This window comes from Bradyrhizobium sp. Leo78 (genome assembly GCF_059512425.1).
On record NZ_JCAMOT010000046.1, the window covers coordinates 1 to 26,055 of the forward strand.

The window sequence follows — 26,055 nt, forward strand, 5'->3', positions numbered from 1 at the left end:
TGCCAGCATTCACCTCTGAAGAATGCGCGAACTATCTCGAAAATTCAGGTTATCGAACCTAATGCCATCACGCTTTAACCTGATTCTCCCGCTTCAGATCCATCCGATGCGCGAAAAGAACGTGGAGATCTCGAGGCTTGCGCGATCGGGGGCTTCGCGATGCGGGAAATGTCCGACGTCTTCGAACATTTTCAGATCGAGATCGGTGAAGGTCTCGCCGAGCCGGTCGGCCCAGGCATAGGGAAACAGCGGATCGTGCTCGGCCCAGCGGATGCAGGTCGGCACGGTGATCGCAGGCAATGACGGCGCTTCGCCCTGCATCATCTTCACGCGCGCGGCGTGCGCGGCGCGGTAATGCGCGAAGCCGCCAGCGAGGTTGCCCGCCTTCAGGAAGTTGTCGGTGAAGGCGTCCAGCACATCGTCGAACGCATCCTGGCGATGCGACCAGCCTTTGAGGAAATGCCCGATATAGAGGCCGCAGCTCTCGCGCGTCGCGCCGACGAGCTTCGGCGCCATCTCCATCTGGTGGAATGACTGGTACCAGATGTGGTTCAGCCGATCCGGCGCCGCCATGCGAGGCCCGATGCCGGGATAGACGAAATCGAAGAAGAAAAGCCCCGCGATCCGCTCGGGTGCCTTGCGTGCCAAGGGCTGCATCACGGCGCCGCCGACGTCATGGCCGACCACGCCGGCCCGTTCGATCCCGAGCGCATCCATCAGCGCCAGCATGTCGCCCGTGTGCTGTTCCGGACCGTACGGGCCGTCCGGCTTGTCGCTGTCGCCGAAGCCGCGCAGGTCGGGGGCGATCAGCGCAAAACGGTCGGAAAGTCGCGCCATGACCGGCTCCCAGGTCAGCCAGAATTCCGGCCAGCCATGCAACAAGAGCAACGGCTTGCCGGCCCCGATCCGGGCAAGATGGAACGCCGCCCCATTGGCTTTCACCGTCAAATGCTCCATTTCGCCCTCCTTTGGCCGTTGCGGCGCTGCGGAAATCTTCTCCCGGCGCCTTGTCTCCCCCGGCATCCTCGCCTAGAACACGCCCCGACCGCAGAGGGTGAGGAATCACCTTTTTGGCACCGGGAGAGGTGGCAGAGTGGTTGAATGCACCGCACTCGAAATGCGGCATAGGTGCAAGCCTATCGGGGGTTCGAATCCCTCCCTCTCCGCCATCAACGGGAACGGCTGGGATCCCCTGCGGGATGCGCGCGGGAAACGCCATTGCCGCGCGAGCTTTACATGACGCAAACGATCGGGATCGACGAGTTCCTGGCCATCGACATCAGGGTCGGCACGATCGTTGACGTGGCTGATTTTCCGGAAGCGCGGAAGCCGGCGTGGAAACTGACGATTGATCTCGGCCCCGAGGTTGGAACGAAGCGGTCCAGCGCGCAGCTTACCGAGCTGTATTCCGCCGAGTCATTGATTGGTCGGCAGGTGGCCTGCGTGGTCAATCTGCTGCCGCGCCGGATCGGCCCATTCCTCTCGGAGGTGCTGACGCTGGGCTTTCCCGATGAACAAGGCCGTGTGGTGCTCGTTTCGCCTGAGCGGCCAGTTCCGAATGGCGGGCGCCTGTTCTAGCGGACCTATATCATGGCGACCGCTAGGGAGCCGGATTCGCTCGGCGCGATGGGATGGCTTTCGCTTGTGCGCGCGTCACGGCGTGCCTTGTAGAACTCAAGCACTCGTCTCGCGGTTCGGAGCTCGATCCGCTCGAAGTTTTCTCGCGCTTGATCAAGGTCGATCTTGCTTAGCCTGCGGTCCGCTACTCTCATCAGCAGCAAAGCCTTGGCCGTTGCCCAGGAACATCCGCCGGCTTTTGCGACAAGTTGCACGGTGCCAGGATTCTCATTGAGAACCGCCCGTTCGACCAGTTCGATGGGGCAGGCTGCAAGGACGGACAACGCCATCACCGCCGTTTCAAAATCCTGCGCTCGGGCAGCCGCGTGAACATCCGCTTCTCCGAGCTCCTTCCAGTATTTGCGGCGCTTTACCTTCTTCCTTGCCCGCGCGTGATCCGGAGACTGATTGCGGACCTCCAGATTTATGTCGTCGATGACCTCTGTCACGGCGTCATGCACGGCGTCGGAAAATTGCGGGTTTGCCGCGGCGATCTTGTTGCGTACGGAAGCCGAGGCAGTTTCCATAAGCTTCAGGAAATGATGTCTGGGGATGTCATGCCGCGTCCCGACATGGAGGGCAAGCTGGGTATCTTCGCTCGATCGCGCGACGAGCTCGCCGAAGCTGCCATCCGAAAAGCGGGCGCCCGGGTTGCTCGCAACCGCATGGACCACGCCGGCCTCGCCGCGCAGAATCAGCAGCTCCGTGATCGCCTCGCTGATTGTTCGACGTTGCGCGATTGCGTGAAGGTGGCCCTGACCTTGGGTGCTGGCGCAGGCAACAAGATCGGACTCGCTAAGGGCATCCGACTGACTGAGAACCGGAGCCGCCACGGCAACAGCATCATCCGATGCAAGTGCCCTGACCAGCGTTGCCGGCGCATTCGAGTCAGTCGCGAGATGGCGAGCCAGCCTGACGCGGGTCTTCAACTCGATCACGGCAACGAGTGTTTTGAATATCTCGTCAAACAGTTTGATCTGTTGTTTGGAGTAGCGACCAGACCCGGCAAGGAACAAGTCCGTAATGCGGGTGAGAGCCCTTAGTTGCCGTTTCGTCGACCCGGATGTCGTCGTGTTTTGCACTTCATTGATTAACGAATAGAACGTCGTCATGATCATGGGTCTCGTCGGCACGTTCGCCTTTGGCGGCGAGGAGTTGATGGCGACGAGCTATCATGCGGGCAATGAAGATTGTTGATTCGAGCTGCCTCATAGATGATTAAAATTGTCGGCATTCCAGTAATCGTCTGGTTGCAGCTCGAAGCTGCCGTGCGCTTCGCCTGCTCTCTCGGCAGACAGCATCACGAAACGAAATAGAGCATGACCCGGAAAAGTGGACACCGGTTTTCCCTCGCGACAAACGCGAAGCGTTTGCGCGGAGATCATGCTCAAACAAAAAGAGCTAAAGCGGGATGACGATTCGAAGAAAAGTCATCACGCTTTGGCGGACGTCCGTAGCGCCAGCGTCGGATGAATCTATCGCCGGCCGCGCTCGAAGGTCGCGCATAGCAGCATAGTTTCGTCCGCTGTGATCGCTGCGCGAAAGAAGCGGCATGTGAATTGTGGGCAGGCGTTGCCTGTCGCGCCGTCGGCACTATTCTCCGTCAAGAACGTGCACTCCCTGCAAATGTCCGCATGATGTCGTTGCTGGGTAATATCCAACCAGTCGAGCACCTGGCGGAGCGCATCGCGTGAGCTGGTCTGGCGATCGACGCTGAGCACGCCTATCGCCTTTACGAGTACATTGACCGGATCATGCCCGAGAAATTTCTCACCCTGCGCGGTCACATAAAGGATCACCGAGCGTTTGTCTTCCGCAGCAGGTTTGCGAACGAGGAATCCCTTTCTTTCGAGCACCTTGACGATTTGAGATGCGGTGCCCCTGGTAGTGCCGACAAAAGTGGCCAATGCCGACGGAGTCCGTGAGAACTGATTCGCGCGAGCAAGAAAACGCAGGGCCATCCATTCGCGATCGCGCAGCCCGTGCCGACTACCTTCGAAGTGCCAAATTCTCGCCGTCTGAACCAATAATTCAACCGTCTCGCGTGCTAACGTCATGATCGACCCAATTCAAAAGATTTTGCGAGCAGTTTCTCGGCGTGCACCTCATTAGCGCCCTGATTCGCTAGCGCTTTGGTTCGAGGTTCAACTCAACTGCATGTCGTTTAGCCCACTAATGCGTCGGCCATTAAGAAATTGTCTGCTGATCGTTTGAATTTCCCCGCAAGCAACACTGACTTCATTAATCATCCGCCGATTGGATCGGACTACACACCGCAACAACGCAATCTGGATCGTCAGTGACAACGACATTGTCGCTGTCACAAGGCGAAAGGTTCAGCGATGCATTCGAAGAATGATTTTCACGTTTCGAAGCGTCCCCAGAGAATTCGCGCGCGATCCGACAAATCGTGCTGCTCATCGAAGCATTGTCGAGGCGGTACGCGATGCCAACCCGTAAGCGGCGGGCCTGCGCGTCGCGCAAACCCGTTATCCGGCATGGGACGGCTGCGCCTGCTGCCGTGACGGGCAGGCATGCGCTAGCTCGTTACCAAATCTGCACAGACACCACGCGGTCGTTGGTCATGCGGCTACTTTCGTGGCGAAGCGTTACCTGTTCTGAATGATGATCTCGTTCTCTCAAGTGAAGATGGGTCGTGGCCTCGATGGTGCTTGCTTGGCCAGGATGCCAAGTGTTTGGAGATCTCGCGTCGCATCGTCTTCGGGCGCTCCCGTCGAGGAATCGAGCCGGTAGCCGATATATCGCCTCGAGACGATCGGGTCGTAGCCGAGACGGTCACGCAGCTTCTTGCGCAGCTTGCTGACGTGACTTTCGATCACGTTTTCATCGAACGTTGACTCGAAGATCCCATAAACCGCATTGAAGATCTGCGTTTTGGTCAGCCATTTTCCTTGCTGACCAACCATGTGTTCCAGGATGCGGAGCTCGCGACGCGGCAGCATCATGACTGCTCCTCCAATTTCCGGATCTCTCCCGTCAAAGAAGACTCGAATCGCACCTTGCCTGCCATGGGTCGATATTCCGAGGCTGCGGCGGGAGATCGCGGCAGTTCTTGCCAGGATCTCGCGTGGGTGGACTGGAATATGGACGACATCATCCACGCCAGCTTCAAAGAGCTCGACCGTGTGCTTGAGCATTCTCTGGTGGCTGAGCGCGATGATCGGTGCACGGCAGCGCTTGCGGACAGTGCGAGGCAAGGTGGCGCGAGTATCACAATCTCCAAGAAGAAAAGCGTCAATGGCCGACAGCTCATCGTCGCCCGCAGATTCCAGCCACTCAAGGAACTCCGTTGGCGAAAATCCAACAGAAGAAATGCCTTCACGGTCGAAACCGCCGATGTAGCCGGTGGCAACGTTCTCTCGATCATCGATGATCACGTACATGCGGTATTTGCCCCATTCGCCTAGCCTGTTGAATTTTTTCGTTTGGCGTGTGCCGTGTGCCGTGGTGATGCTGACAGCGCGAGCAGAGATTGCCCTGCGCACGCAGTTCTTTCTTTTCCGGATGAGTCACTTGCAGATTCAGCGGTTGTAGCGTGAGCTCAGCGCGTCGTGGATTTATGCTTTTGAGGTTCGGACTCGACGAGACGCCACAAACGCACACGCACACAATCGTGAAGGTGCCCCCAAGACATAGGTGGTCACCCCGAATGCAGAACGGCTATGTCAGTTGTGTCGGAGCGCCTTTGTCATGCTGAGCGCTCCAAAAATTTGCCGTTCTTTTAGATAAGCGACGTGAATCGCTCGTCCTGACGTTGGCAAAATGCAGAAATGCAATCAAGCCTGCCCCGAGAGTAGTTGGTACGCAGGCCGACCATTTGTTTTGAGATTGTTGAAGCAATTAGTTTTGAAGCAAGCATTAGATGATTTTGTAGCAATGCTACTTTGCTCAAGAGCTGGAGCTATCGGAAGGCGCAATCATGAATCCCGCCGCGCCAAGATCAAGCATTGTCCATTGCTGGCCTGAAAGTGACGCTTGGCAGGTTGTCGCCACGGAACCTGCCACATGGCACGACGACGCAGACGTCATCGCGCCGATTAGACAAAATCTAACTGGTCGGATTCTGCTCGGGAGAAGCGACCTTGCGGGGCACCGTCCGTTCCCGCGTCATCCGCAATCTCGTTTTCGTCCCCTGGAGGCCGTATCGGCGCTATACTCATGGCGCTGATTTCGAGACTATTTCTGGCGGGATGCGGCGATGCAGGACAACTCACTTATTCTGCAATCCATCATCAGATGCCCACACTGCGGATATCGTCAGATGGAAATCATGCCGCTAGATGCTTGCAGGTTCTTCTACGATTGCAAGGCATGCGGTGCTCACCTGAAGCCCAAGCCAGGCGATTGCTGCGTTTTTTGTTCCTATGGCACGGTGCCATGCCCGCCGGTTCAGGCCAGCCGTGGAGCATCGACTTGCGCTTGCTCAGCCAGAGATGGCTGAGCAACTGGGGAGCTGCCGACCTGTTTCGCGAGTTCCGCGCGCTAAACACCGCGGCCTCATCGAGCGACGCGAAGGACGAAGCCAGCAAGGTTTCCCGGCCTGATGCAATCAGCCAACCAGATTGGCTCTCCACGCCATAATCGCCCTGACGCAGCCGACCTAGTCTCCAGCCTTGCAAAACAAGGCTTGGAGATCACAGTGGATTTTGAACTGTCCAGGGAACAACGCGACATCAAGGCGCGGGCCGCTGCCTTTGTGGAGGAAGTCTGCCGCCCGCTCGAGGATGACTGGGGAACGGACGACTACGCCGTGCCGCACGACATCTTCATGGGCGTAGTGCGGAAATTCCGCGAATACGGCTTCAGGGGATTGGCGGTGCCGAAGGAAGCCGGCGGGCAGGGATTAGGCACGGTCGCGAAGTGCCTGGTCTACGAGGAGATCGTAAGGTCGCCCGTGATGCATGGCCTGCTCGCGACCTGGTCGGGCTTTCTCGATCCGCATCCCGCGCTTCACGTCGCGCCGGAATGGCAGAAGGAAGCGTATCTCTATCCGATCCTGAAAGAGGACAAGTTCTACCACATCAACATCTCGGAGCCGGGCGCGGGCTCCGACGCGGCCGGGATAAAGACCACCGCCGTTCGTGACGGTGACAATTACATCATCAACGGCATCAAGCGCTGGGCGCCGCCGCCGAACCATCCCGCCATCACGCCTAAATATCTGCTCTGCTATGCCGTGACCGATCCGACCAAGGGCTATGAGGGGATCAGCCTGTTCCTGGTCGACTATCCCAATCCCGGCGTGTCGGTGCTGCGCGAATACGAGACCATGGCGCCGGGCACCTATCTCGGCCGGAGCTGCGACTACCAGTACAAGGATTGCGTGGTCCCAGCGAAGAACATGCTGGGCGCGGAGGGCATGGGCTTCCGCTACATGATGGACCAGCTCAACCGCAACCGCACCGTGATCGGTGCGCGCCTCACCGGCACCGCGCGCTGGGCGCAGACGCAGGCCGCGAAACGGGCGCGTGAGCGCGAGACGTTCGGCAAACCGCTCGCGGAACGGCAGGCCATTCAATGGATGCTGGCGGAATCGGAGATGGACCTCGAGCAGTCGCGGCTGATGGTCTACAAGACCGCCTGGATGCTCGATCGTGGCCTCGATGCACGCAAGGAAGCCGCGATGGTGAAATGCTTCGCGCCGCTCGCGGCCTGTCGGGTCATCGATCGCGCCATCCAGATCCATGGCGGGCTCGGCGTGCTCAGGGAAAACCGCTTCGGCCAGCTCTATTTCCAGAGCCGCATCGCGCAGGTCGCGGAAGGCACCACCGAAGTGATGAAGATGACCATCGCGCGGGAGGTGCTGCGCGAGTGTGAATAGACTGAAGAGCGCAAGTGCCCTGCGCCTCCCTCTCCCCGTTCTTCACGGGGCCGAGACGAGCGGAGCTCGCTCTGAGAGGGTAGGGTGAGGGGCTATCTCCACGAAGATGGTTTGAGACGAGCTTGCGGAGGCACCCCCTCACCCGGAATTCAAGCTGCGCTCGAATTCCGACCTCTCCCCGCAAGCGGGGCGAGGTAAAATTCCCGAGACCGCGCTCTCACTTCTCCGCGTCGATCACCTCGCCGATCGGCTTCCATTTCACGCCGTCGAACTGCATCAATTGTTCCTGGCTCATCGGCGTGTAGCGCGTCGGGGTGGTATTGAGCTTGATGCCGGGAAGCATGATCGGGAGGACGAGGTCCTTGATGCTGGTCGCCTGCTTCATCAGGTTCTCGCGCGTCAGGTCGTCGCCGCAATTCTTCAGGACGTGAACGAAGGTCTGCGCCGTCGCATAGCCGAACACGTGATAAGTCTCGGACGGATTGGCTTCGGGCATGTACTGCTTCATGAAGGCGAGATACTCCTTCACGCCGGCATCGTCGCCCCATGCCGCATCGTTCGGATCCTTGCGGAAGGCAACGGTGATGACGCCCTTGGAATTCTCCAGCCCCGCCGGCGCCAGCGTGCTGGAGATCGAGCCGGCGGCATCGCTGAGGAGATGCAGAGCGTCCCATTTCGTCTCCGCCATCTTCTTGATCGCCTGCGCCGAGAATTTCGGCGTCGAAATGTCGAGGAACACGTCGGCGCCGGTCGCTTTCAGGATCAGGATCTGCGAGTCGATGGTCGGCTCGGCAATCTCGTAGCTGAGCTCCTTGACGATCGTCGTCGCAGCCTTGTCGCCAAGCCCGTCGCGAAAGCCCTTGACGTAGTCGCGGCCGAAATCGTCGTTCTGGAACAGCACCGCGACCTTCGCATTGGGCCGCTCCTTGAGGAGGTATTTGGCGTAGATCACGCCCTTGGCATGGTTGTTCGGCTGCCAACCCATCGACCACGGATAGGTCGCGGGCTCGGAGACGCGGTTGGCGCCGGTGCCGAGGAACAGGCCGGGCACCTTCTTGGCGTTCAGATATTTTTGCGTTGCGAAGTTGGTTGGCGAGCCGAAGGTGCCGACGATCGCCAGCACCTCCTCGCTCTCGACCAATCGCCGCGTCTGCTCGACGGCTTTGGGTGGGCTATAACCGTCGTCGAGCGAGACCAGGTTGATCTTGCGGCCGTTGACGCCGCCTTCCGCATTCACCTTCTGGAAATAAGCGGTCATCGCGCGGCCGATCGCCGCGAAGCTCGACGCCGGGCCGCTATAAGGCATGGTCTGGCCGATCTTGACCTCGGTATCGGTCACGCCTGGTCCGTAGTTCTTCTCCTGAGCGAATGCGGAGAACGACAACCCCGCCCATGCGATTGCACAGGTCGCCACCGTGAGCTTGTTCATGCTCTATTCCTGTCTTCGTTGTTGATGATCCGGTTAGGCCGGCTGCAGATAGCGCTGCTTCAGCACGTGCTTGAACAGCTTGCCGTTCTCCTGCCGCGGCAGCTCGGCCGCGAAATCGATCGAGCGCGGGCATTTGACGTGCGACAGGCCGTCCCGGCAGAACGCCATCAGCTCAGTCGCAAGCGCCGATGATGCCTTCGACGGCTCCCTGAGCTGCACCACGGCCTTGACCTCCTCGCCATACTCCGGATTGGAGATTCCGAACACGGCGACATCGGCCACATCGGGATGCAGCGCCAGGCGATTCTCGATCTCGGCGGGATAGATATTGACGCCGCCGGAGATGATCATGTGCGAGCGGCGGTCGGTCAGATAGAGATAGCCGTCGTGATCGAGATAGCCGACATCGCCGATGGTCGACCAGCCCTTGGCGTTTCGCGAGCGCGCGGTCTTTTCGGGATCGTTGTGGTAGACGAATTGCGGGCCGTCGAAATAGACGTCGCCGATCTCGCCGGGGCCGAGCTCGTTCTGCGCTTCGTCGAGGATATGGATAGTGCCGACGCAGGCGCGCCCGACCGAGCCGCGATGGATCAGCCAGTCCGCGGTCGAGATGCAGGTGGCACCGTTGCGCTCCGAGCCCGCGTAATATTCCCAGACGATCGGCCCCCACCACTCGATCATCCGCTCCTTGAGCTCGGGCGGACAAGGCGCGGCGGCGTGGATCGCGCAGCGATGCGAGGCGAGATCGTAGCGGGCGCGTATCTCGTCAGGCAGCGCGAGCAGGCGGAAGAACATCGTCGGCACCCACTGGCTGTGGGTGACGCGGTAATGCTCGATCGCGGCCAGCGCCTGCTCCGGTACGAACTTTTTCATGATCACGGCGGTGCCGCCGCTCTCCAGCGTGCGCATGGTGAAGCGAAGCGGCGCGCCATGGTACAGTGGTGCCGGAGAGAGATAGACCGTATCCTCCGCGAAGCCGAAATTGTCGCGCACCCAGTCGCCGGAGGCCTGCGCCTGGCGAAGATTGGCGAACAGCGGCTGCTTGATGCCTTTGGGCCTGCCGGTCGTGCCTGAGGAATAGAAGAAATCCTTGCCGACCGGGCCGTCGGGAATCTCGATCAGGCGATCGAAGCGGGCAAGCTCCGCGCCATAGTCAAAGCTGCCATCCAACGCGCCGCCGAGCGCGTAGACCGCACACCGGTGCGGATTGTCGGCGAGCAGCGCCCGGACCGCGTCCGCAAAACGCGCGGCGACGAAGAACAGCTTGGCGCCGCTGTCGCGCACGATATAGGCCGCCTCCTCGGGCTTCAGATGCGTGCTGACCGGCGTGTAATAGACGCCGTGGCGGCGCGCGCCCCAGATCAGCTCAAAATAGGTCGGGTCGTTGTCGAGCATGATCGCGATGCCGTCGCCGGCGGCGAGCCCCATCCAGATCAGGAGCTGCGTGACGGCATTGGCGCGGCGATCGAGCTCGCCATAGGTCATCGCCTGGTCGGAAAAGGCGACGAGCGCGGCGGTCTTGTCGGGATGACGTTCAGCCCATTGGCGCAGGATTGGCATTTCTTCCCCGTGTTGGCCGAGAACATCGGCCTTGCCGGGATTATCCGCATCAAGGCTGCATCATTGAATGACCGCGCATGCCAATCCGATTGGCGGAATCCGACGCTACTATTTTGCGGCAGGGCCGCGGCGCTCGCGGAACTCGCCGGGCGTTACGCCGGTCCACCGCCGGAACGCGCGATGGAAGGTGCTGAGCTCGGAGAAGCCGAGCGAGACCGCGATTTCTTCCAGCGACAGGCGGGACTTCTGCAATAGATGCGTGGCGAGGTCGCGCCGCAGCCGGTCCTTGATGTCCTGGAAGCCGCAGTTCTCTTCGTCGAGCAGGCGGCGGCGCAGTGTCTGCGGCGAGACGGCGAGCATCCCGGCGATGTCCTCAAACGACAACGGACGCTTGAGGTTGCGGCGGAGAATGCCGCGCACGCGTTCGGCCATGCTGCTGTCGTCGCGGTAGCGCACCAGGAGCGCATTGGGCATCGAAGCGAGGAAGCGCCGCAGCCGCTCCTCGTCGGGCATGATCGGCAGATCGAGCAATTCGGCATCGAAGCGGATTTCGGTGCGCGGCTGGTCGAACAGCATCGGCGCCCTATAGAACGGCTCGAGCTCCGAGCTGAACGGCTCTTCCGGGAAGACGTAGTGAACGGTGATCAGCGGCAGCCGGCGGCCTACCAGCCAGCACATCAGCCCATAGGCGAACAAGAGGATCGCGCCGTTGACCATGCGCCGCCGGTTCGGCTGGGCGATGGTGTCGGTGACGTAGAGCGAAGCGTCATCCGGGCCTTCCGCCAGCCGCACCACGAAATCGTCGGCGACCAGATGATAGAACTGGCAGCCGATCCGGATCGCCTCCCGCAGATTGGCAGAGCGGATCAATAGCCGGCACATCATGCGGAAGGTGCCGGGCTTGATCGGGCGGTTGCACAAGAGCCAGAGTTCGTCACGCGTTTCCCGGGTCAGGATCGCGATCAGGCGGGCGAACTGGTCCTGCGGCAGCCGGGCGCCCGGCTTCTCGAGTTGCTCGGGCGCGATGCCGGCGCGCGCCAACAGCCGGTCGATATCGAAGCCGGCCTCGCGCACGCCGCTCAGGACCAGGCCGACATAGCCGGAGTCGATCGCTGAACGCGACGGCGCAGCGCGCGATGATCGAAGTGCGGCGGAAGCTCCCGGCATGGCATTGGCATGTTAGCGCCGGGATTGTTCCGTCGCCACCATTCCTGTGGCAGGCAAGGTCAACGCAACTGATCGTTTTCGTCATTGCGGGTGCGGGACTTCTTTTCATTGTCGCTGACGGGATTGCCGCCGGAGGATAGTTGATGCGCGCGTTGATGAGCTGCGAGCCGGGCGGGCCCGAAACCCTGCGGCTGCTCGATGTGCCAGAGCCAGTCCTTGGGCCGGGACAGGTGCTGGTGGCGGTGAAGGCTTGCGGCGTGAATTATCCGGACCTTCTCACGATCCAGGATCGCTATCAGGTCAAGACGCCGCGGCCCTTCGCGCCGGGAGCCGAGGTGGCCGGCGTCGTGGGCGCGGCAGGGGAAGGGGTTGCCGGGCTGCGCGTCGGCGATCGGGTCGCGGCGCGGACCGGAACCGGCGGCATGGCGGAGTTCGTCGCTGTCGATGCCACGCGCTGCAGCCCGATTCCCGAGGGCATGTCGTTCGTCGATGCAGCAGTCATGCAGTTCACCTTCGAGACGGCCTATTACGCGCTGCATACCCGCGCCGGTGTGCGGGCCGGCGAAGCCGTGTTGGTGCTCGGCGCAGCAGGAGGCGTCGGCATTGCCGCCGTGCAGGTCGCGCGCAATCTCGGCGCCCGCGTCGTCGCTGCGGCCTCATCGGAAGAGAAGCTCGGCTTCGCACGCCAGCATGGCGCCTCTGAAGGCGTGATCTATTCGGCCGACACCACAGGGGATGGTCGCGAGCTCGCTGCGCGGCTGAAGCAGGCGGTCGGGCCGCACGGCGCCGATGTGATCATCGATCCCGTCGGCGGATGGCTCTCGGAAGCCGCCATTCGCTGTATCGCAGAGGGCGGGCGCTATCTCGTGCTCGGCTTCACCGCCGGCATTCCGTCATTGCCGCTCAACCTTCCGCTGCTGAAGAATTGCGATGTGCTCGGGATCAACTGGCGCACCTTCACGCTGTCGCAGGATTCACGCCTCGCCGAGAATCGGCGGGCGCTCCAGTCCTGGTATGCGCAAGGCATGCTGTCATCAGGCATCAGCGCCGAATTCCCGCTGCAGGAGGGCGGCAAGGCGATCCAGCACCTTGCCGACCGGCGCGCGCTGGGCAAGGTCGTCGTGGTGATTTGACTCGATCATCCGCTGCAGGACTAGATTATCTCTGCTGCGTCCGATCTGATTGGAAGAATTTTGCACTGCGTCACGGGCTCACGGCAAGATGACCGTGGGCGCTGCTTGCCGCCGTGCAGCACGCTGATATGGTCTGCGGCCGGCGAAATGGACTGCATTCGCCGCTTTCGCTGAGATTCACAATCATCCCGTGCTGCAGGAGTTTCTCATGACACACGCCTTTCGTTTCCATCAGGCCGGTGGTCCCGAGGTTCTGAAATGGGAGGAGGTCAAGCTCGGCAAGCCCGGTCCCGGCGAAGCGCGGATCCGTCACACCGCAGTCGGCCTGAACTTTGTCGATATCTATAACCGCGCGGGCGTCTATGGCGTGCCGCTGCCGAGCGGCCTTGGCAGCGAGGGAGCAGGCGTCGTCGAGGAAGTCGGGCCGGGCGTCACCGACCTGAAGCCGGGCGATCGTGTCGCCTATGGCAACTCGCCGCTCGGCGCCTATGCCGAGGAGCGGCTGATCCCCGCCGACCGTCTGCTCAAACTGCCCGACAGCATCGATGACAAGACCGCGGCGGCGATGATGCTCAAGGGTCTTACGGTGCAGTACCTCATTCGCCAGACCTATCGCGTCAAGAGCGGCGACACGATCCTGCTGCATGCCGCGGCCGGCGGCGTCGGGCTGATCCTGGGCCAATGGGCGAAGCATCTCGGTGCCACCGTGATCGGCACGGTTTCGACCGACGAAAAGGCGAAACTCGCCAAAGCCCACGGCACCGCGCACACGATCGTCTACACGCGCGAGGATTTCGTCGCCCGCGTCAAGGAGATCACCGGAGGCAATCTGGTGCCTGTTGTCTACGACTCCGTCGGCAAGGACACCTTCCTGAAATCGCTGGATTGCCTCGCGCCGCTCGGGGTTGCGGTGTTGTTTGGCCAGTCCTCCGGCAGTATCGAGCCGCTCAATCTCGGCCTGTTGGCACAGAAGGGCTCGCTGTACGTGACCCGCCCGACGCTGAACACCTATGGTGCCAAGCGAGAGAATCTGGTGGCGATGGCAAACGAACTGTTCGAGGTGGTGAAATCAGCGCGGTCAAGATCGAGATCAACCAGACCTATCCGCTCAAGGACGCCCCCAAGGCCCACGCCGATCTCGCCGCCCGCAAGACCACGGGATCGACCGTGTTTCTGGTGTGATGCAGTCGAGCCGTCTTTAACCTCTCCAGCTTGCGGGAGAGGTCGGCGCGTAGCGCCGGGTGAGGGCTCTCTCCACATGTTCGAACAGCGTGAATCGCGGAAGCACCCTCACCCCGCCCTCTCCCGCAAGCGGGAGAGGGCGCCAAACCTCACTCCGCGTTGAAGCGGCGCCGGTAGTCGCCCGGCGTCAGGCCGGTGATGCGCATGAACACCTTCCTGAATGCGCTCGGGTCGCCATAGCCGACGTCCCAGGCGATCCGGTCGACGGGCAGGCGGCTGAATTGCAGCAATTCGCGCGCCTTGCCGACGCGCAGCCTTTGGCAATATTCCGTTGTCGTCAGGCCCGTCGCCTTCTGGAAGCGGCGCAGGAACGTGCGCTCTTCCAATCCGGAACGCGCCGCGAGTGTTGCCAGCGCGATGTCCTTCGCTCCGGTCGCCTGCAGCCAGTGCTGCACCTTGAGCACGGCCTTGTCGCCATGGGTCAGCCGCGGCGCGAACGCGCTGTAGTAGCGCTGCTCGCGGCCAGGCGGATCGACCAGCAAGAGGCGTGCGGTCTCGATCATCACGGTCGGCCCGAGCAGGCGGTCGACCAGCTTCAGGCCGAGATCGGTCCAGGCCATCACGCCGCCGGCGGTGATGATGTCGCCATCGTCGATGATGAGCCGGTCGATATCGACGCGCGCCTCCGGGAAACGGTTCTGGAATTGCTCGGCGTAGGCCCAGTGCGTCGTCACCGATCGTCCTGCCAAGAGGCCGGTCTCGCCGAGCAGGAATGCACCCGCGCACACCGAGCCGAGCGTGACGCCGGCGTCGTGATGGCCATGCAGCCATCGCACGAAAGGCGCCGCCTTCTCCGGCGTGGGCGGCTCGCCTAGGCTCGGCGGCAGGATCAGCGCGGCAGGCGCTGCCCTCGCATCGCTGTCCGGGACGCTGTCAAAGACCCGTGCCGGCGGCTTGTTCGGCTCCGCCTGCTGCCAATGGCTGATCCGCAACAGAGCGGACTTGCGTTTGCGATGTCGGGTCGCAATCCGGTTGGCGACGCCGAACAGATCGGTCAGGCCGTGGATCGCGGCGAGCTGCGCTCCGGGATAATGCACCAGTCCGATCTCGGTGGGGCCTCGGGAAACCATCTGTCGGTATCAACCCGTTTTATGTCGGTATCGCCAATTTGCAGCATGCGATGGCGGGCCTAGTCTTGTCCAGAAAGATACAGACCAATTTGCGGAAAGGACGGTCCGGTCATGAGCAAGCGCGCGATCATCGTTGTCGATCTTCAGAACGACTATTTTGCTTCCGGCAGGCTGCCGCTGGTCGGGATCGACGCGGCCACGACCAACGCGGCGCGGGTCATCGCTGCTGCCCGTGCCAGCGGCGATCCGGTCATTCACATCAGGCATGAATTCGTGCGGCCGGATGCGCCGTTCTTTGTCGCGGGATCGGATGGCGCGCAAATCCATGGGTCCGTCCAGCCGGCCGACGGCGAGACGGTGATCGTGAAGAACTATCCCAACTCGTTTCGCGACACTCCGCTCAAGCAGGCGCTCGATGCGAAAGGCATCGAGGACGTCGTGATCGTGGGCGCAATGAGCCATATGTGCATCGACGCGACGGCTCGCGCGGCGGCGGATTTCGGCTACAAGGCCACCGTTGTGCACGACGCCTGCGCGACGCGCGACCTTGCGTTCGGCGGCGTCAACGTTCCCGCCGCGCAGGTCCACGCTGCCTTCATGGCCGCGCTGGGGTCGTCCTATGGGACACTGGTGAGCACGGCGGATTATCTCCCGCGCTAATCCGCTCCCGCGCCGAAGCGTTCGACCAGGAAGTCGATGAACAGTCGCACCTTCACCGAGAGATGCCTGGTCGGAGGGTAGATCGCATAGAGCGTCAGCGGCGGTGCGCGATAGTCCGAAAGGGTGGTCTTCAGCGCTCCGGTGTGGAGCGCATCGCCAGCGATGAAGGTCGGGAGCAGCGCAATGCCGTGCCCCTTCACGGCGACGTCGCGCAGCACCTCTGCGTTGTTCGCGCACAGCGACCAGGATGGCTGGATCCAGTGATCGCCATCCGCACCCGTCAGCTTCCATTGGTTGCCGGTGAGCAGGAAGCCGTAAGTCAGCGCGACATGCTCGCGAAGATCGCGCGGATGGGTCGGCGTGCCGTGCTCGGCCAGGTAATCCGGCGAGGCGCAGACGATGCGGTCGAGCGGCACGATCCTGCGCGCGATCAGGCTCGATGATTCCAGCTCAGCGATCCGTAAGGTGACGTCGAAGCCGTCCTGCACAGGGTCGAGCAGGTCGTCGCTCAGGACGAGCTGAAGCTGGATCTCTGGATATTTCCCCATGAAGTCCGCGACCGCCGGTCCGAGCCGCAACGTGCCGAACGACATCGGCGCGTTGACGCGAAGCAGTCCGTGCGGCGCCGATTGCGCCTGCGACACCGCCTGATCCGCCGCGTCGAGTTCGGACAGGATCGAGAGCGCGCGCTCGAAATACATCTGGCCGCTCTCATTGGTGCTGACATGGCGGGTGGTGCGGTTGAGGAGCTGCACGCCCAGGCTCTCTTCGAGCTCGGCCACATACTTGCTGACGGCGGAGCGGGAGAGGCGAAGCTGTCGGCCGGCCTCGGCGAAACTGCCGGTCTCCACGACCTTCACGAACGCCCGCAAGCTCGCGACCTTGTCCATCTTGCCTCCGCCGATTGTCCTCAATTCGTAGACAGTGGCGCCATGAAAGCATGGATTGTTCTCGAAACATAGCGGGCCGATATTGCACTCAACGAGCCCGATCGGGTTCCCGAGTTAACCAGGAGAGACCAATGTCTGGCATCCATCATGTCACCGCCATCGCCGGCAACCCGCTGAAGAATTTCGACTTCTACACGCGCGACCTCGGCCTGCGGTTCGTCAAGAAGACCGTCAATTTCGACGATCCCACGACCTATCATTTCTACTACGGCGACGAGGTCGGCCATCCCGGCACCATCCTGACGTTCTTCCCGTGGGAGGGCGCCCCCGCCGGCCGTCGTGGCGTCGGCGAGACCCATCAGACCGCTTTCCGCGTGCCGGCGCGCTCGCTCGGCTATTGGGTGCAGCGCTTCGTCGAGAAGGGCATCCCCCATCAGCCGCTGGAGAAGCGGTTTGGTGAGTCGGTGCTGCCGTTCACCGATCCCGATGGCATGGCGCTCGCTCTCGTCGGTATTCCCGGCGCGGAAGATGAGCCGGCCTGGAGCAATGGCGACGTCCCAGCGGAGCACGCGATCCGCGGCTTCCACGGCGTGACCTTGCTGCTCGAGACCGCCGAGAAGACCGCGGCCATCCTGACCGATGTGCTCGGCTTCCGCGAGGTCGCGCGCGAGGGTTCGGTGATCCGCTTCGCTGCTCCCGGTGACGCCCAAGGGGGCATCGTCGACATCTACGAGGCCAAGGGCTTCCTGCGCGGTCATCAGGGCGTCGGCTCGGTGCATCACATCGCGTTCCGCGCGGCTGACGATGCGGAGCAGGGGCAGATGGCGCAGAAGCTGGTCTCGGCGCACGGCCTGCATCCGACCGAGCAGAGGGATCGGAACTACTTCCGCTCGATCTACTTTCGCGAGCCCGGCGGCGTGCTGTTCGAGATCGCGACCGACATTCCGGGCTTTGCGGTGGATGAGCCCGTCGAGAGCCTCGGCCACACCTTGAAGCTGCCGGCGTTCCTCGAGCGGCATCGCACGGAGATCGAAAGCGTGCTGCCTGATTTGGGAGAAGTCGCATGACGAACGAGACACCCTTCGTCTATCGCTTCGAGCCGGCGGAACGGGCGGGCGCTCCGCCCCTCCTGCTGCTCCACGGCACCGGCGGCGACGAGAGCGACCTGCTGGAGCTCGGCAGGATGCTGTCGCCGGATTCGGCGCTGCTGTCGCCGCGCGGCCGCGTGCTGGAGAATGGGATGCCGCGCTTCTTCCGCCGTCTTGCGGAAGGGGTGTTCGACGAGGACGACGTTCGGCGGCGTGCTGCCGAACTGGCCGACTTCGTTGACGCGATGCGCCGGCGTCTCGGCATCGGCGCGCCAGTGGCGGTCGGCTATTCCAACGGTGCCAACATCGCCGCAGCCATGATGCTGCTTCGCCCTGGCACGCTTTCGGGCGCGATACTGTTGCGCGCGATGGTGCCGCTGTCCGATCCACCGCGCCCCGACCTGGCCGGCGCGCCGGTACTGGTCGCCGCGGGACAGATGGACCCGATCGTAACGGCCTCCAACTCGGCGAAGCTGGCTGAGATACTGGGCGATGCCGGCGCCGATGTCACGCATCGGACTCTGCCGGCCGGACACCAGCTCTCGCAGGCGGACCTCGTCCTGACGCGCGAGTGGCTGGAGCGGGTGAAGAAGCGGACGCTTCAGTCCACGTAGAGCGTTTTCGAGCGAAGTGGACACCGGTTCGCGTGAAGAAAACGCGTCAAAACAAAAACCTAGAATGCGGGCGCCGCCTCAAGCGGCGCCCGTATTTTTCTGCAGATAGTCGCCCGCAAAAGCGAGGTACCACTCCAGGCAACCCGGATTGGCCATCGCATCCTTGTTGATGACCTTCTCGATCGGATGGCCGAGCAGGAGCTTCTTGATCGGCAGCTCCTGCTTCTTGCCCGATAGCGTGCGCGGGATTTCGGGCACCTGGAATATCTCGTTGGGAAGGAAGCGGCGGGACAGGCCGGCTTCGATCCCCTTGTTGATCCTTGCCTTCATCGCCTCGTCGAGCGCGATGCCGTCGCGCAGCACCACGAACAGCGGCATGTAGCTTTCGCGCCCGAGATATTCGAGGTCGACGACCATCGAATCCAGGATCTCCGGCAGCGCCTCGATCGCCGAGTAAAGTTCGCTCGTCCCCATGCGCAGGCCGTGCCGGTTGATGGTGGCGTCGCTCCGGCCATAGATCACGCAGGAACCGTCGGCGGCGACCTTCAGCCAGTCGCCATGCCGCCACACCGGGCCGCGTCCGCTGCCGTCGAAATTATCCGGATAGGTCTCGAAATAGCTGGCGCGGTAGCGCGCATCACCAGGATCGTTCCAGAAACGCAGCGGCATCGACGGCAGCGGCTCGGTGCAGACGAGTTCGCCGACCTCGTCGATCACGGGCCGTCCCTGCTCGTTGAATGCCTCCACGGCGCAGCCCAGTATCCGGCATTGCATCGTGCCCGGCGTCTGCGGCAATTCCCTGTTGCCGCCGATGAAGGCGCCGGCGAAGTCGGTGCCGCCGGAAATGTTCGCCCACCACATGTCCGCCTGCGCGGCGTTGCCATTGACCTTTGAAAGCGCGGCGAAGCGCTCGTTGAACCAGGCTTGCGTGTCGGCGCTGAGCGGCGATCCGGTCGAGCCGAGCGCGCGCAGGTGTGAGAGGTCGCCGACGGCGGCGAGATCGATCTCGGCTTTGGTGCAATTGGCAAAGAACGCTGCGCCCGCGCCGAACACTGTCACCTGTGCGTCGGCGACGAAGCGCCACAGCGTGGTCCAGTCCGGCTTGTCCTTGGAGCCGCCGGGGCTGCCGTCGAAGATGCAGCAGGTGGTGCCGCCCAGGAGCGCGTTGACCTGGCAGTTCCACATGATCCAGCCGGTCGAGCTGTACCAATGGAAGCGTTCGCCAAACGAGTTCGGCTGGTAGCTGCAGCCGATATCGTTGTGCAGCGTGTTCAGCGGCAGCACCACGATGATGATGCCGCCATGGCTGTGCACGATCGGCTTCGGCAAGCCGGTGGTACCGCTGGAATAGACGATCCAGAGCGGATGATCGAACGGCAGCCACACCGGCTCGAACGTATCGATCGCGGGACTGCGGCGGGCGAAGATCGCTGATAGCAGCGGATCGGCCGTCTCGGCGCTCTCCGCGTCGCTGTGCAGGATGAAATGCTTGACCGTCGGCAGCGAGCGCCGGAGCTCATCGACCACGGCGCGGCGGTCATGCCGCCGGCCTGCATAGGTGACGGCATCGCAGGCGATCAGCACTTTCGGTTCGATCTGCTTCAAGCGATCAATCACCGCCGGCGCCGCCATGTCGGGCGCGCACACGCTCCAGATCGCGCCGAGGCTCGCAGTGGCGAGGAAGGCGATGATGGTCTCGGGGATATTGGGCAGATAGGCCGCGACGCGGTCGCCGGGCTTGACGCCTTTTTCCCGCAGATGAACCGCAAGCGCGGCCGCCTGTCGCCGCAGTTCGGGCCAGCTCGTCGCTTTCAGCACGCCATCTTCGCCGCTGCTCACGATCGCCGGCAGGCCCGCGGCATCGGCGGTTTCGACGTGCCGGAACACCTGCTGGGCGTAGTTGACGGAGGCGCCGGGAAACCAGACTGCGCCCGGCATCTTCCGTTCCGCCAGCACCGCGCGGTGCGGCGTCGGCGAGCGCAGGTCGAAATAGTCCCAGATGCTCTGCCAGTAGGCGTCGAGGTCGCGCACCGACCACTGGCGCATCTCCTCGAAGCTGGAAAAGCTCAGGCCGCGCTGCTCCTGCAGCCAGCGGCGATAAAGGGCGATCTGCGGAACGTGAGGTGCGGCCATTGCTCTTCGACTTGCATCGCGGCGGGGAGCGCCGCTCGAACGAAGGCCTAGCATAACGGAACCCGCGCGGGAATGTCATCGCCCGGCGCCGGACAGATGCCGGCGATGGCGCTAGCCCCGCGCGAAAACCAACAGCCCGTTCGCCGGGATCGTCACTGCGGCGGACGCGGGCAAGCCGTGCAGCGGCGGGCCGTCGGCGTGCACGCTGCCATCGGCGGTGACGGTCACCTCACGGTCGTAGATGTCGCTGTTGAACATCTCGCGCCAGCGGCCGGCGACGGGAAAGCCGATCGCGTAGTTGTGGAGCGGGCTTTCGTTCAGGCTGCAGACCACCACGACATCGCCGCCGTCGCCCTCGACCCAGCGCTGGAACGCCAGCACGCGGTTGTCGTCGTGGACGTGGATGACGGCGCAGCCTTCGCCGCGCAGCCCCGGCGTCCTCAGGCGCAGGCCGATCAGCTCGCGCGCAAAGCGCACGAAGCCGGCCATCACCTCATCGCCACGGTCGAACGCCGCCCAGCCGATTTCGGTGTCCACGCTCGGCGTGTCGCTCCATGGCTTCGACGCCAGCATCTCCTGGCCCATGAACAGCATGGGAATGCCAGGCGCGGTCAGCAGGAGGCCAAGCGCGACGCGGCTGCGGCTGCGCGCATACCAGGAGCGCGGATTGCTGCCGTCGGCGAGCGCCGCGATCCGTTCGTCGCGTCCCATATAGACGATGTCGTGGTTCTCGATCGCATGCACCGCGCGCCAGCGGCTACCCAGGCTGATCGCGGCGATCGCGTCTGCGATCGGGGACATCGGCACGCGTGCGTTGGCGCCCTGTGAGGCGCTCGCGATCGCCGCCCGCACGCTGTTGCGGATACCGTCGCTCCAGGTGGCGTCAAAGCCCGCGCCGCCCTCGCTGCGATCCTTCACGATCCACGCATTGACCGGCCAATATTCGGCGATCTGGATCGCCTCGGGTTTTTGCGCGCGCAATGTCGAGGTCAGGTCCTGGCAGGTGCCCCAGCCGCCGAAGCGATCGATCACGCTAACTTCGTCGAAGCGGAAGCCGTCGATCCGATACTCCTCATAAAGGAACGTGGCGTTGTCGATCAGGAACTGTTTGACGCCATCGTTCCAGAACGCGAACACCAGGCCGCCCGCCCAGCCGTTGTCGGTGAAATAGAGGCTGTTGTTGTTGTCGCCGGGCAGGTGGCGATCGAGGAACCACATGCTCTTGTCGTCGAACCCGCCGCCGGCATGGTTGTAGACGACGTCGAAGATCACGGCGATGCCATGGACATGGCAGACGTCGATCAGCGCGCGGAGCTGGTCGTCGCTGTGCCTGAGGGTGTCGACGCCGGGATAGGGCGCGTGGCCGGCCGCCCGGAGGATCGCGTTGGTGCGATCCAAATAGCGGCCGAGCTTTGCCTCGTCGGCCTCGGCATATTGGTTCTCCGGGCTATAGAGATCGACGCCGTTATAGCCCATGCTGAACGTGGTCGGGAATTCCTGGATCGGTAGCAGCTCGATCGCGTTGACGCCGAGCGCGGCGAGGTGCGGCACGCGCTCAATCACGTCGAAGAACTTGCCATCCCCGTTGTCCGGATGCGGCGCGAACGTTCCGACGTGAAGCTGATAGACGATGAGGTCGTTGAATGCCGGCGGCACGAAGCGCTCGAGGCGCCAGGGAAATCGCCCGGCATCGCGCAGCACGGAATTGCAGGCCGGAAAGGACGGCTGGACGCTGAGCAGCCGCGCCCGCGGGTCGCGCTTGAAGCCGGACGAGCCGATGCCCTCGACGTAGAACAGGTAAGCGTCGCCGTCCTTCAGGCCGGGCACGAAGCTCGCCCAGTGCCCACCGCCGATCTCCGACATCAGCGAACCGGCATCCTGCCTCCAATCGTTGAAGTCGCCGGAGACATGGACCGCGCTGGCCCGCGGCGCCCAGACGCGGAATATCGCCCCGCCGGGCACGAGCGTGCCGCCCATCGGAGCGCCGGTGAGGTCCGGCTCAGGCATCTGTCTTCCCCCTGAACGCGTGGCGCCGGGAGAATGAGCCTGGCGGCAGCGGCCGGCAAGATTGTCGCCCACCATTATTACGCGGATGCGAAAGCGGGAGCCTCGGCGGGAGCGGGGCGGCTGCTCTTTGCGGAAAAGAACGGGGAAAGGGGCAACGCGCGGAACCAAGGACCGGTTCGGCGACTTATCCGCGCAGGCTCTCATCGAGGCTCAAGAAAATGAAGCTGCTGCAGCGTCTCTCCCGGCTGTTCTGGCGGCGCCGGGAGCTGCGCCAACCGCCCGTCCTTCCGCAATCCTCCATCGATGCCGACGAATTCGCCCGGCTGTTGTGCAGCCGGAGGGTCGAAGATTTGAAGACGCTGGCCAAGAAGCTGAGCCAGCAGCCGAGGGCGCACGCCTGAGGCCTTGATCGGTCGTGTCCCCGGACTCGCTGCGCCCCAGACGGGCGCGAGGGGTTGTCTGGCATCATTGCGACGAGTGCACGCGACGAAGCGATCCATATCGCGACAAGTGGCACCTTCGATTGCTTCCAACCTTTACCCGCTGAGCTGGGGCAAGTCGCCTGCGCCCACAAACGCGGTGAGAGCCGCGTATGTCGGGGGGCATCGCCTTGCGTCGAAGGGCCAAAAATTTTTTTGTAGCCTCCCCTTGAAACTGGATCGGCCTTTTCCAAGATTTTTTTCGCCATCCGACGGATGGCGTCCGGACGCCTGATGGGTCTGGACCAGAACGGGCACCGGTTCTGTCCGGTGCCGCTCGTATCCAACTTGCTCATTGGAGGATTTGGCTATGCGCAGCTACGACTTTGCTCCCCTGTGGCGCTCGACCATCGGCTTCGACCGCCTGTTCGATCTCGTCGACGCAGCGGCACGCACGGGCGAGGACAATTACCCGCCCTACAACATTGAACGGCTTGGTGAAGATCGCTACCAGATATCGCTTGCGCTCGCGGGCTTCTCGCCCGACGAGATCTCGGTGACCGCCGAGAGCAACGTGGTCACGATCGAAGGCAGCAAGTCCGAGAAGGCCGAACATGAATACCTCTATCGCGGTATCTCGGCGCGGCCGTTCAAGCGGCACTTCAATCTCGCCGATTACGTGCAGGTGAAGAGCGCCGCGTTCGACAATGGACTCCTGAAGATCGAACTGGTCCGCGAGGTGCCCGAGGCCATGAAGCCGCGACGGATCGCCATCGATGGCGCGACGGCAGCCAACGTGCAGCAACTCGAAGCGAAAGCGGCGTAACGCGTTCGCGACACAGACGGATGCCCCGCCCGGTGGACCTGCCGGGCGGGACGGCTGACACGTGCCTGAACAAGTAATGGGAGCAACCAATGATCGATCGCACTGACAATATCGTCGACTTGAATGTCATCCTGCACCCGGCATCGGTTTACGACCATCCGCGCGATGTGTTGGCGGATGCCCGGCTGTCGGTGGCGGAAAAGCGCGCCGTGCTGGCGTCATGGGCGTCGGATGCGGCTGCGGTTTCGTCCAATCCGGCGTTGCGTGAACTTCCGGGTGCCAAGAGCGCTGTCAGCATCGACGAGGTACTTGAAGCGCTGTCGGCGCTCGACCCCGATCCATCGGGATCGCCGGGCGGCAAGCCGTACCGGCGGAAATCGACCTCGCGCGTCGCGCTGGCGGCGTAGAGCACGTCAGGGGCTGGGGGATCATGTTCCGGGTATTTGCAAGGAACGGTCCCGGCGGCGTCTCCGTCATCCTCGCGACGGCGGCGGCGGCGCTGCGAAAGATGGAGGAGTTTCGCGACGACGGGTTCCGCACGGTCTCGGTGCTCGATGCATCCGGGGCCACGATCAACGAAGCCGAACTGACCGCCATGGCGCAAGCTGAGAGCAAGGGTGCGTTGCCATGAAGCGTGAGGCGCCCTCGCTGGCGCCACGCCGAGACGGACAATCAACTATTGCTAATTATTGCGCCTTCTCGTGCGCGGCCATGCCGACGGCCTTGTAATCATAGGTCGGATAGAATTCGGTGCGATAGGCGCCCCAGCCCTTGTCCTCGAGCGCGCGATTGACCTCGCGGAGCCGCGATGCCGGCAGCCGCAGTGTCACCACCTGGCCGATACCCATCATCACATACCAGCTCACGACCTCGACGCCCGCGGGCGGAAAGGCCTTGTAGTAGCCCTGCTTCTCGAGCTGTGCGTTGAGTTCGCTGAGCGGGCGCGACTGATCGTGCTTCAGGAACACCGTGATCATCACCGCATTGTCGGCGGTCGGCGGCGCTGCATTCTCCGCGGGCGCGGTCTGCGCATTCGCGGCTGATGAGAGCGTCAAGGCGCAAGCCAAGGTCGCCATCGCAAGCCATGATCCGGTTGCTCGCGCCATCGCGGCCTCCCTTCATCGTTGTGAAGATCGAGATCGCGATCATCGCGATGCCGGTGAAGGCTGTAAATCGCAAACCCCGGTGCGAGGCGCCGCGCATCGATCACAAATCATGCAGCAATGCACTGTAGCGGGTTGACTTCTCGCGCACGCATCGCGCGCCGACCTCATGTTCGTGTCATCTCAGTGCAAGCGCCGCGTGGTCGTCGACAGGCCCGCATAAGCATCCTCTGGAAAGCTCTCGAACCAGCGCATCGATGGTGCGCTGCCATTCGCGTCATCGGTGATTCGCTGCGCGTTCGGGACCCGCCACATGGAACTCACAAATATGCTCGTGAAACTACGCCATTCCGCCACAATTCCAGTATTTTCCCGATGAGTAGAAATACTGAGATTTGCCACATTCCTGCGAGAATTGTTGCAAACTCTAGGCGCGTCTGCCTCTATTTCCTTGTGAGCTGGCAACACATGGCCGCGTTCTCAGTATTCCTACTGAGTGCCGAGTTAACGCGGGAACAGCCTTAGGGTCGCTAGATCGGTCGCATGACACAGCACGAGCATCGAGCCGACGGGTCACATCTGTCGAAGTGGATGGAAGACCGCGCCCCATTCGAGAGCAATCGTGAGATTGTGGAACTCGCCGCACAGCGTGCGCGCGCTACGGAAGAGGCGGGCGCTGCGATCGCGCGCCAGTTCAACGGTCCGATGACGGCGCTCCTGCTCTACATGAACGAGATCAAGCAGCACAGTCATCAGTTCGCGCATTCGCCGGCAGCCCGAATCTACCTGCAGCAGGTGGTCGAGAACGCCCTGCAGCAGACCGAGCGCGTCTGCGCGATGCTGAAGCAGATTTCGGAGGTTCATCCGGGATCCGCTCCTGTTATCGATCAGAAGGCGGGATGGGACAGTCCGCCTGCGCGCATCAAGGACGAAAGCCCGCCGCCAAAGGTGACGGTTGTATCCAAGGCCGGCCAGAAGCCGCTGACGAGGCGCGAGCGCGAGGTGCTCCGTCTCATCAGCGAGGGCTATTCGAACAAGCAAGGCGCGCTACGCATGAAGATCAGCCCGCGGACATTCGAAAGCCATCGCGCCGAAGCGATGCGCAAGCTCGGCGCACGCAACACCGCCGATCTCGTCCGCAAGGCGCTGATGCAGTCGTCCTGAGCGCTGGAAGCGTTTTCAAGCGAAGCGGGCACAGGCCTGCGTCGCAATCAAGTTTAGGCAGATTGCGTAGACTTATCTGCGCAGAAAACAA

24 protein-coding genes, 1 tRNA gene and 1 pseudogene are annotated in these 26,055 nt (G+C 62.7%); 14 read left to right on the top strand and 12 right to left on the bottom strand.

Features of this window, described 5'->3' with window-relative positions; all coding sequences use genetic code 11:
- Positions 1–93 precede the first annotated feature (93 nt).
- Positions 94–957, bottom strand: a complete 864-nt coding sequence (locus AC5ZG1_RS36450) for an alpha/beta fold hydrolase (RefSeq protein WP_456644105.1) — start codon at positions 955–957, stop codon at positions 94–96.
- Between the two features lie 122 nt (positions 958–1,079).
- Between AC5ZG1_RS36450 and AC5ZG1_RS36455 the strand changes: the two genes are divergently transcribed.
- Positions 1,080–1,169, top strand: a tRNA-Ser gene (locus AC5ZG1_RS36455).
- 67 nt (positions 1,170–1,236) lie between these two features.
- Entirely contained in the window at positions 1,237–1,578 is a 342-nt protein-coding gene (locus tag AC5ZG1_RS36460) for a tRNA-binding protein (RefSeq protein ID WP_496135784.1), read from the top strand.
- A 5-nt stretch (positions 1,579–1,583) separates the two neighbouring features.
- On the opposite strand, the gene AC5ZG1_RS36465 is transcribed toward AC5ZG1_RS36460, so the two are convergent.
- The 3 genes from AC5ZG1_RS36465 to AC5ZG1_RS36475 form a co-directional block, all read right to left on the bottom strand.
- Positions 1,584–2,729 carry a DUF2336 domain-containing protein gene (locus AC5ZG1_RS36465; protein WP_496135785.1) on the bottom strand — a complete coding sequence of 382 codons (1,146 nt, stop codon included), beginning with the start codon at positions 2,727–2,729 and terminating at the stop codon, positions 1,584–1,586.
- A 363-nt stretch (positions 2,730–3,092) separates the two neighbouring features.
- Positions 3,093–3,674, bottom strand: coding sequence for a MarR family winged helix-turn-helix transcriptional regulator (locus AC5ZG1_RS36470; RefSeq protein WP_130231305.1), 582 nt, complete (start codon positions 3,672–3,674; stop codon positions 3,093–3,095).
- A gap of 582 nt (positions 3,675–4,256) precedes the next feature.
- Positions 4,257–5,021: a response regulator transcription factor gene (locus AC5ZG1_RS36475; RefSeq protein WP_456644134.1), complete on the bottom strand. Its 765-nt coding sequence runs from the start codon at positions 5,019–5,021 to the stop codon at positions 4,257–4,259.
- 815 nt (positions 5,022–5,836) lie between these two features.
- Between AC5ZG1_RS36475 and AC5ZG1_RS36480 the strand changes: the two genes are divergently transcribed.
- Entirely contained in the window at positions 5,837–6,079 is a 243-nt protein-coding gene (locus tag AC5ZG1_RS36480; RefSeq protein ID WP_496135786.1) for a GDCCVxC domain-containing (seleno)protein, read from the top strand.
- 198 nt (positions 6,080–6,277) lie between these two features.
- A complete protein-coding gene (locus AC5ZG1_RS36485) occupies positions 6,278–7,459 on the top strand; it encodes an acyl-CoA dehydrogenase family protein (protein WP_165435631.1) in 1,182 nt (393 codons plus the stop codon).
- 217 nt (positions 7,460–7,676) lie between these two features.
- Here AC5ZG1_RS36485 and AC5ZG1_RS36490 read toward each other — a convergent pair whose 3' ends face one another.
- The 3 genes from AC5ZG1_RS36490 to AC5ZG1_RS36500 all read right to left on the bottom strand — a co-directional run bounded on the left by AC5ZG1_RS36490 (position 7,677) and on the right by AC5ZG1_RS36500 (position 11,615).
- A complete protein-coding gene (locus tag AC5ZG1_RS36490; protein ID WP_456644102.1) occupies positions 7,677–8,888 on the bottom strand; it encodes an ABC transporter substrate-binding protein in 1,212 nt (403 codons plus the stop codon).
- 33 nt (positions 8,889–8,921) lie between these two features.
- Positions 8,922–10,448, bottom strand: a complete 1,527-nt coding sequence (locus AC5ZG1_RS36495; RefSeq protein WP_456644101.1) for an acyl-CoA synthetase — start codon at positions 10,446–10,448, stop codon at positions 8,922–8,924.
- Positions 10,449–10,556: 108 nt separating this feature from the next.
- Positions 10,557–11,615, bottom strand: a complete 1,059-nt coding sequence (locus AC5ZG1_RS36500) for an AraC family transcriptional regulator (protein ID WP_208829495.1) — start codon at positions 11,613–11,615, stop codon at positions 10,557–10,559.
- A gap of 143 nt (positions 11,616–11,758) precedes the next feature.
- Here AC5ZG1_RS36500 and AC5ZG1_RS36505 point away from each other — a divergent pair, with 143 nt between their 5' ends.
- Positions 11,759–12,748, top strand: coding sequence for an NADPH:quinone oxidoreductase family protein (locus AC5ZG1_RS36505; RefSeq protein ID WP_456644100.1), 990 nt, complete (start codon positions 11,759–11,761; stop codon positions 12,746–12,748).
- Between the two features lie 208 nt (positions 12,749–12,956).
- A pseudogene (locus tag AC5ZG1_RS36510) lies at positions 12,957–13,930 on the top strand (quinone oxidoreductase family protein).
- 149 nt (positions 13,931–14,079) lie between these two features.
- On the opposite strand, the gene AC5ZG1_RS36515 reads toward AC5ZG1_RS36510, so the two are convergent.
- A complete protein-coding gene (locus tag AC5ZG1_RS36515; RefSeq protein ID WP_496135787.1) occupies positions 14,080–15,060 on the bottom strand; it encodes a GlxA family transcriptional regulator in 981 nt (326 codons plus the stop codon).
- Between the two features lie 111 nt (positions 15,061–15,171).
- On the opposite strand from AC5ZG1_RS36515, the gene AC5ZG1_RS36520 reads away from it, so the two are divergent.
- Positions 15,172–15,720: a cysteine hydrolase family protein gene (locus tag AC5ZG1_RS36520; RefSeq protein ID WP_456644097.1), complete on the top strand. Its 549-nt coding sequence runs from the start codon at positions 15,172–15,174 to the stop codon at positions 15,718–15,720.
- Here the strand turns inward: AC5ZG1_RS36520 and AC5ZG1_RS36525 are convergent.
- Positions 15,717–16,610 (bottom strand): LysR family transcriptional regulator, encoded by an 894-nt coding sequence (locus tag AC5ZG1_RS36525; RefSeq protein ID WP_496135788.1) that lies wholly within the window; start codon positions 16,608–16,610, stop codon positions 15,717–15,719. The two genes, AC5ZG1_RS36520 and AC5ZG1_RS36525, sit on opposite strands and share 4 nt — an antisense overlap.
- A gap of 131 nt (positions 16,611–16,741) precedes the next feature.
- On the opposite strand from AC5ZG1_RS36525, the gene AC5ZG1_RS36530 reads away from it, so the two are divergent.
- Both AC5ZG1_RS36530 and AC5ZG1_RS36535 read left to right on the top strand, forming a co-directional pair.
- The gene (locus AC5ZG1_RS36530; protein ID WP_456644095.1) at positions 16,742–17,677 is read left to right on the top strand and encodes a ring-cleaving dioxygenase; all 936 of its coding nucleotides are present in this window, start codon (positions 16,742–16,744) and stop codon (positions 17,675–17,677) included.
- On the top strand, positions 17,674–18,312 hold the full coding sequence (locus AC5ZG1_RS36535; protein ID WP_456644094.1) for an alpha/beta hydrolase: 639 nt from the start codon (positions 17,674–17,676) through the stop codon (positions 18,310–18,312). Before AC5ZG1_RS36530 ends, AC5ZG1_RS36535 begins: the two co-directional genes overlap by 4 nt.
- Positions 18,313–18,390: 78 nt before the next feature.
- Here the strand turns inward: AC5ZG1_RS36535 and AC5ZG1_RS36540 are convergent, their stop codons facing one another.
- Positions 18,391–20,445, bottom strand: coding sequence for an acetoacetate--CoA ligase (locus AC5ZG1_RS36540; protein ID WP_496135789.1), 2,055 nt, complete (start codon positions 20,443–20,445; stop codon positions 18,391–18,393).
- 111 nt (positions 20,446–20,556) lie between these two features.
- A complete protein-coding gene (locus AC5ZG1_RS36545; protein WP_496135790.1) occupies positions 20,557–22,452 on the bottom strand; it encodes an alpha amylase C-terminal domain-containing protein in 1,896 nt (631 codons plus the stop codon).
- A 218-nt stretch (positions 22,453–22,670) separates the two neighbouring features.
- Here AC5ZG1_RS36545 and AC5ZG1_RS36550 point away from each other — a divergent pair, with 218 nt between their 5' ends.
- From AC5ZG1_RS36550 to AC5ZG1_RS36565, 4 genes are all read left to right on the top strand, one after another.
- On the top strand, positions 22,671–22,853 hold the full coding sequence (locus AC5ZG1_RS36550; RefSeq protein ID WP_208829485.1) for a hypothetical protein: 183 nt from the start codon (positions 22,671–22,673) through the stop codon (positions 22,851–22,853).
- A gap of 388 nt (positions 22,854–23,241) precedes the next feature.
- Entirely contained in the window at positions 23,242–23,697 is a 456-nt protein-coding gene (locus tag AC5ZG1_RS36555) for an Hsp20 family protein (protein WP_456644090.1), read from the top strand.
- Between the two features lie 89 nt (positions 23,698–23,786).
- On the top strand, positions 23,787–24,104 hold the full coding sequence (locus AC5ZG1_RS36560) for a hypothetical protein (RefSeq protein ID WP_028162396.1): 318 nt from the start codon (positions 23,787–23,789) through the stop codon (positions 24,102–24,104).
- 23 nt (positions 24,105–24,127) lie between these two features.
- Positions 24,128–24,328 carry a hypothetical protein gene (locus AC5ZG1_RS36565; protein WP_130229997.1) on the top strand — a complete coding sequence of 67 codons (201 nt, stop codon included), beginning with the start codon at positions 24,128–24,130 and terminating at the stop codon, positions 24,326–24,328.
- 55 nt (positions 24,329–24,383) lie between these two features.
- Here AC5ZG1_RS36565 and AC5ZG1_RS36570 read toward each other — a convergent pair whose 3' ends face one another.
- Positions 24,384–24,803, bottom strand: a complete 420-nt coding sequence (locus AC5ZG1_RS36570) for a hypothetical protein (RefSeq protein WP_496135791.1) — start codon at positions 24,801–24,803, stop codon at positions 24,384–24,386.
- Positions 24,804–25,343: 540 nt separating this feature from the next.
- Between AC5ZG1_RS36570 and AC5ZG1_RS36575 the strand changes: the two genes are divergently transcribed.
- Positions 25,344–25,964, top strand: a complete 621-nt coding sequence (locus AC5ZG1_RS36575; RefSeq protein WP_130229993.1) for a helix-turn-helix transcriptional regulator — start codon at positions 25,344–25,346, stop codon at positions 25,962–25,964.
- Positions 25,965–26,055: the final 91 nt, after the last annotated feature.

What these genes read in the sequence shown, in the direction of transcription:
- AC5ZG1_RS36545 (WP_496135790.1), bottom strand. Translation starts at nt 22,452, where the DNA reads ATGCCTGAGCCGGACCTCACCGGCGCTCCGATGGGCGGCACGCTCGTG.
- AC5ZG1_RS36465 (WP_496135785.1), bottom strand. Translation starts at nt 2,729, where the DNA reads ATGACGACGTTCTATTCGTTAATCAATGAAGTGCAAAACACGACGACA.
- AC5ZG1_RS36575 (WP_130229993.1), top strand. Translation starts at nt 25,344, where the DNA reads ATGACACAGCACGAGCATCGAGCCGACGGGTCACATCTGTCGAAGTGG.
- AC5ZG1_RS36450 (WP_456644105.1), bottom strand. Translation starts at nt 957, where the DNA reads ATGGAGCATTTGACGGTGAAAGCCAATGGGGCGGCGTTCCATCTTGCC.
- AC5ZG1_RS36520 (WP_456644097.1), top strand. Translation starts at nt 15,172, where the DNA reads ATGAGCAAGCGCGCGATCATCGTTGTCGATCTTCAGAACGACTATTTT.
- AC5ZG1_RS36560 (WP_028162396.1), top strand. Translation starts at nt 23,787, where the DNA reads ATGATCGATCGCACTGACAATATCGTCGACTTGAATGTCATCCTGCAC.
- AC5ZG1_RS36550 (WP_208829485.1), top strand. Translation starts at nt 22,671, where the DNA reads ATGAAGCTGCTGCAGCGTCTCTCCCGGCTGTTCTGGCGGCGCCGGGAG.
- AC5ZG1_RS36530 (WP_456644095.1), top strand. Translation starts at nt 16,742, where the DNA reads ATGTCTGGCATCCATCATGTCACCGCCATCGCCGGCAACCCGCTGAAG.
- AC5ZG1_RS36470 (WP_130231305.1), bottom strand. Translation starts at nt 3,674, where the DNA reads ATGACGTTAGCACGCGAGACGGTTGAATTATTGGTTCAGACGGCGAGA.
- AC5ZG1_RS36555 (WP_456644090.1), top strand. Translation starts at nt 23,242, where the DNA reads ATGCGCAGCTACGACTTTGCTCCCCTGTGGCGCTCGACCATCGGCTTC.
- AC5ZG1_RS36460 (WP_496135784.1), top strand. Translation starts at nt 1,237, where the DNA reads ATGACGCAAACGATCGGGATCGACGAGTTCCTGGCCATCGACATCAGG.
- AC5ZG1_RS36490 (WP_456644102.1), bottom strand. Translation starts at nt 8,888, where the DNA reads ATGAACAAGCTCACGGTGGCGACCTGTGCAATCGCATGGGCGGGGTTG.
- AC5ZG1_RS36475 (WP_456644134.1), bottom strand. Translation starts at nt 5,021, where the DNA reads ATGTACGTGATCATCGATGATCGAGAGAACGTTGCCACCGGCTACATC.
- AC5ZG1_RS36535 (WP_456644094.1), top strand. Translation starts at nt 17,674, where the DNA reads ATGACGAACGAGACACCCTTCGTCTATCGCTTCGAGCCGGCGGAACGG.
- AC5ZG1_RS36500 (WP_208829495.1), bottom strand. Translation starts at nt 11,615, where the DNA reads ATGCCGGGAGCTTCCGCCGCACTTCGATCATCGCGCGCTGCGCCGTCG.
- AC5ZG1_RS36540 (WP_496135789.1), bottom strand. Translation starts at nt 20,445, where the DNA reads ATGGCCGCACCTCACGTTCCGCAGATCGCCCTTTATCGCCGCTGGCTG.
- AC5ZG1_RS36565 (WP_130229997.1), top strand. Translation starts at nt 24,128, where the DNA reads ATGTTCCGGGTATTTGCAAGGAACGGTCCCGGCGGCGTCTCCGTCATC.
- AC5ZG1_RS36495 (WP_456644101.1), bottom strand. Translation starts at nt 10,448, where the DNA reads ATGCCAATCCTGCGCCAATGGGCTGAACGTCATCCCGACAAGACCGCC.
- AC5ZG1_RS36525 (WP_496135788.1), bottom strand. Translation starts at nt 16,610, where the DNA reads ATGGACAAGGTCGCGAGCTTGCGGGCGTTCGTGAAGGTCGTGGAGACC.
- AC5ZG1_RS36515 (WP_496135787.1), bottom strand. Translation starts at nt 15,060, where the DNA reads ATGGTTTCCCGAGGCCCCACCGAGATCGGACTGGTGCATTATCCCGGA.
- AC5ZG1_RS36505 (WP_456644100.1), top strand. Translation starts at nt 11,759, where the DNA reads ATGCGCGCGTTGATGAGCTGCGAGCCGGGCGGGCCCGAAACCCTGCGG.
- AC5ZG1_RS36480 (WP_496135786.1), top strand. Translation starts at nt 5,837, where the DNA reads ATGCAGGACAACTCACTTATTCTGCAATCCATCATCAGATGCCCACAC.
- AC5ZG1_RS36570 (WP_496135791.1), bottom strand. Translation starts at nt 24,803, where the DNA reads ATGGCGCGAGCAACCGGATCATGGCTTGCGATGGCGACCTTGGCTTGC.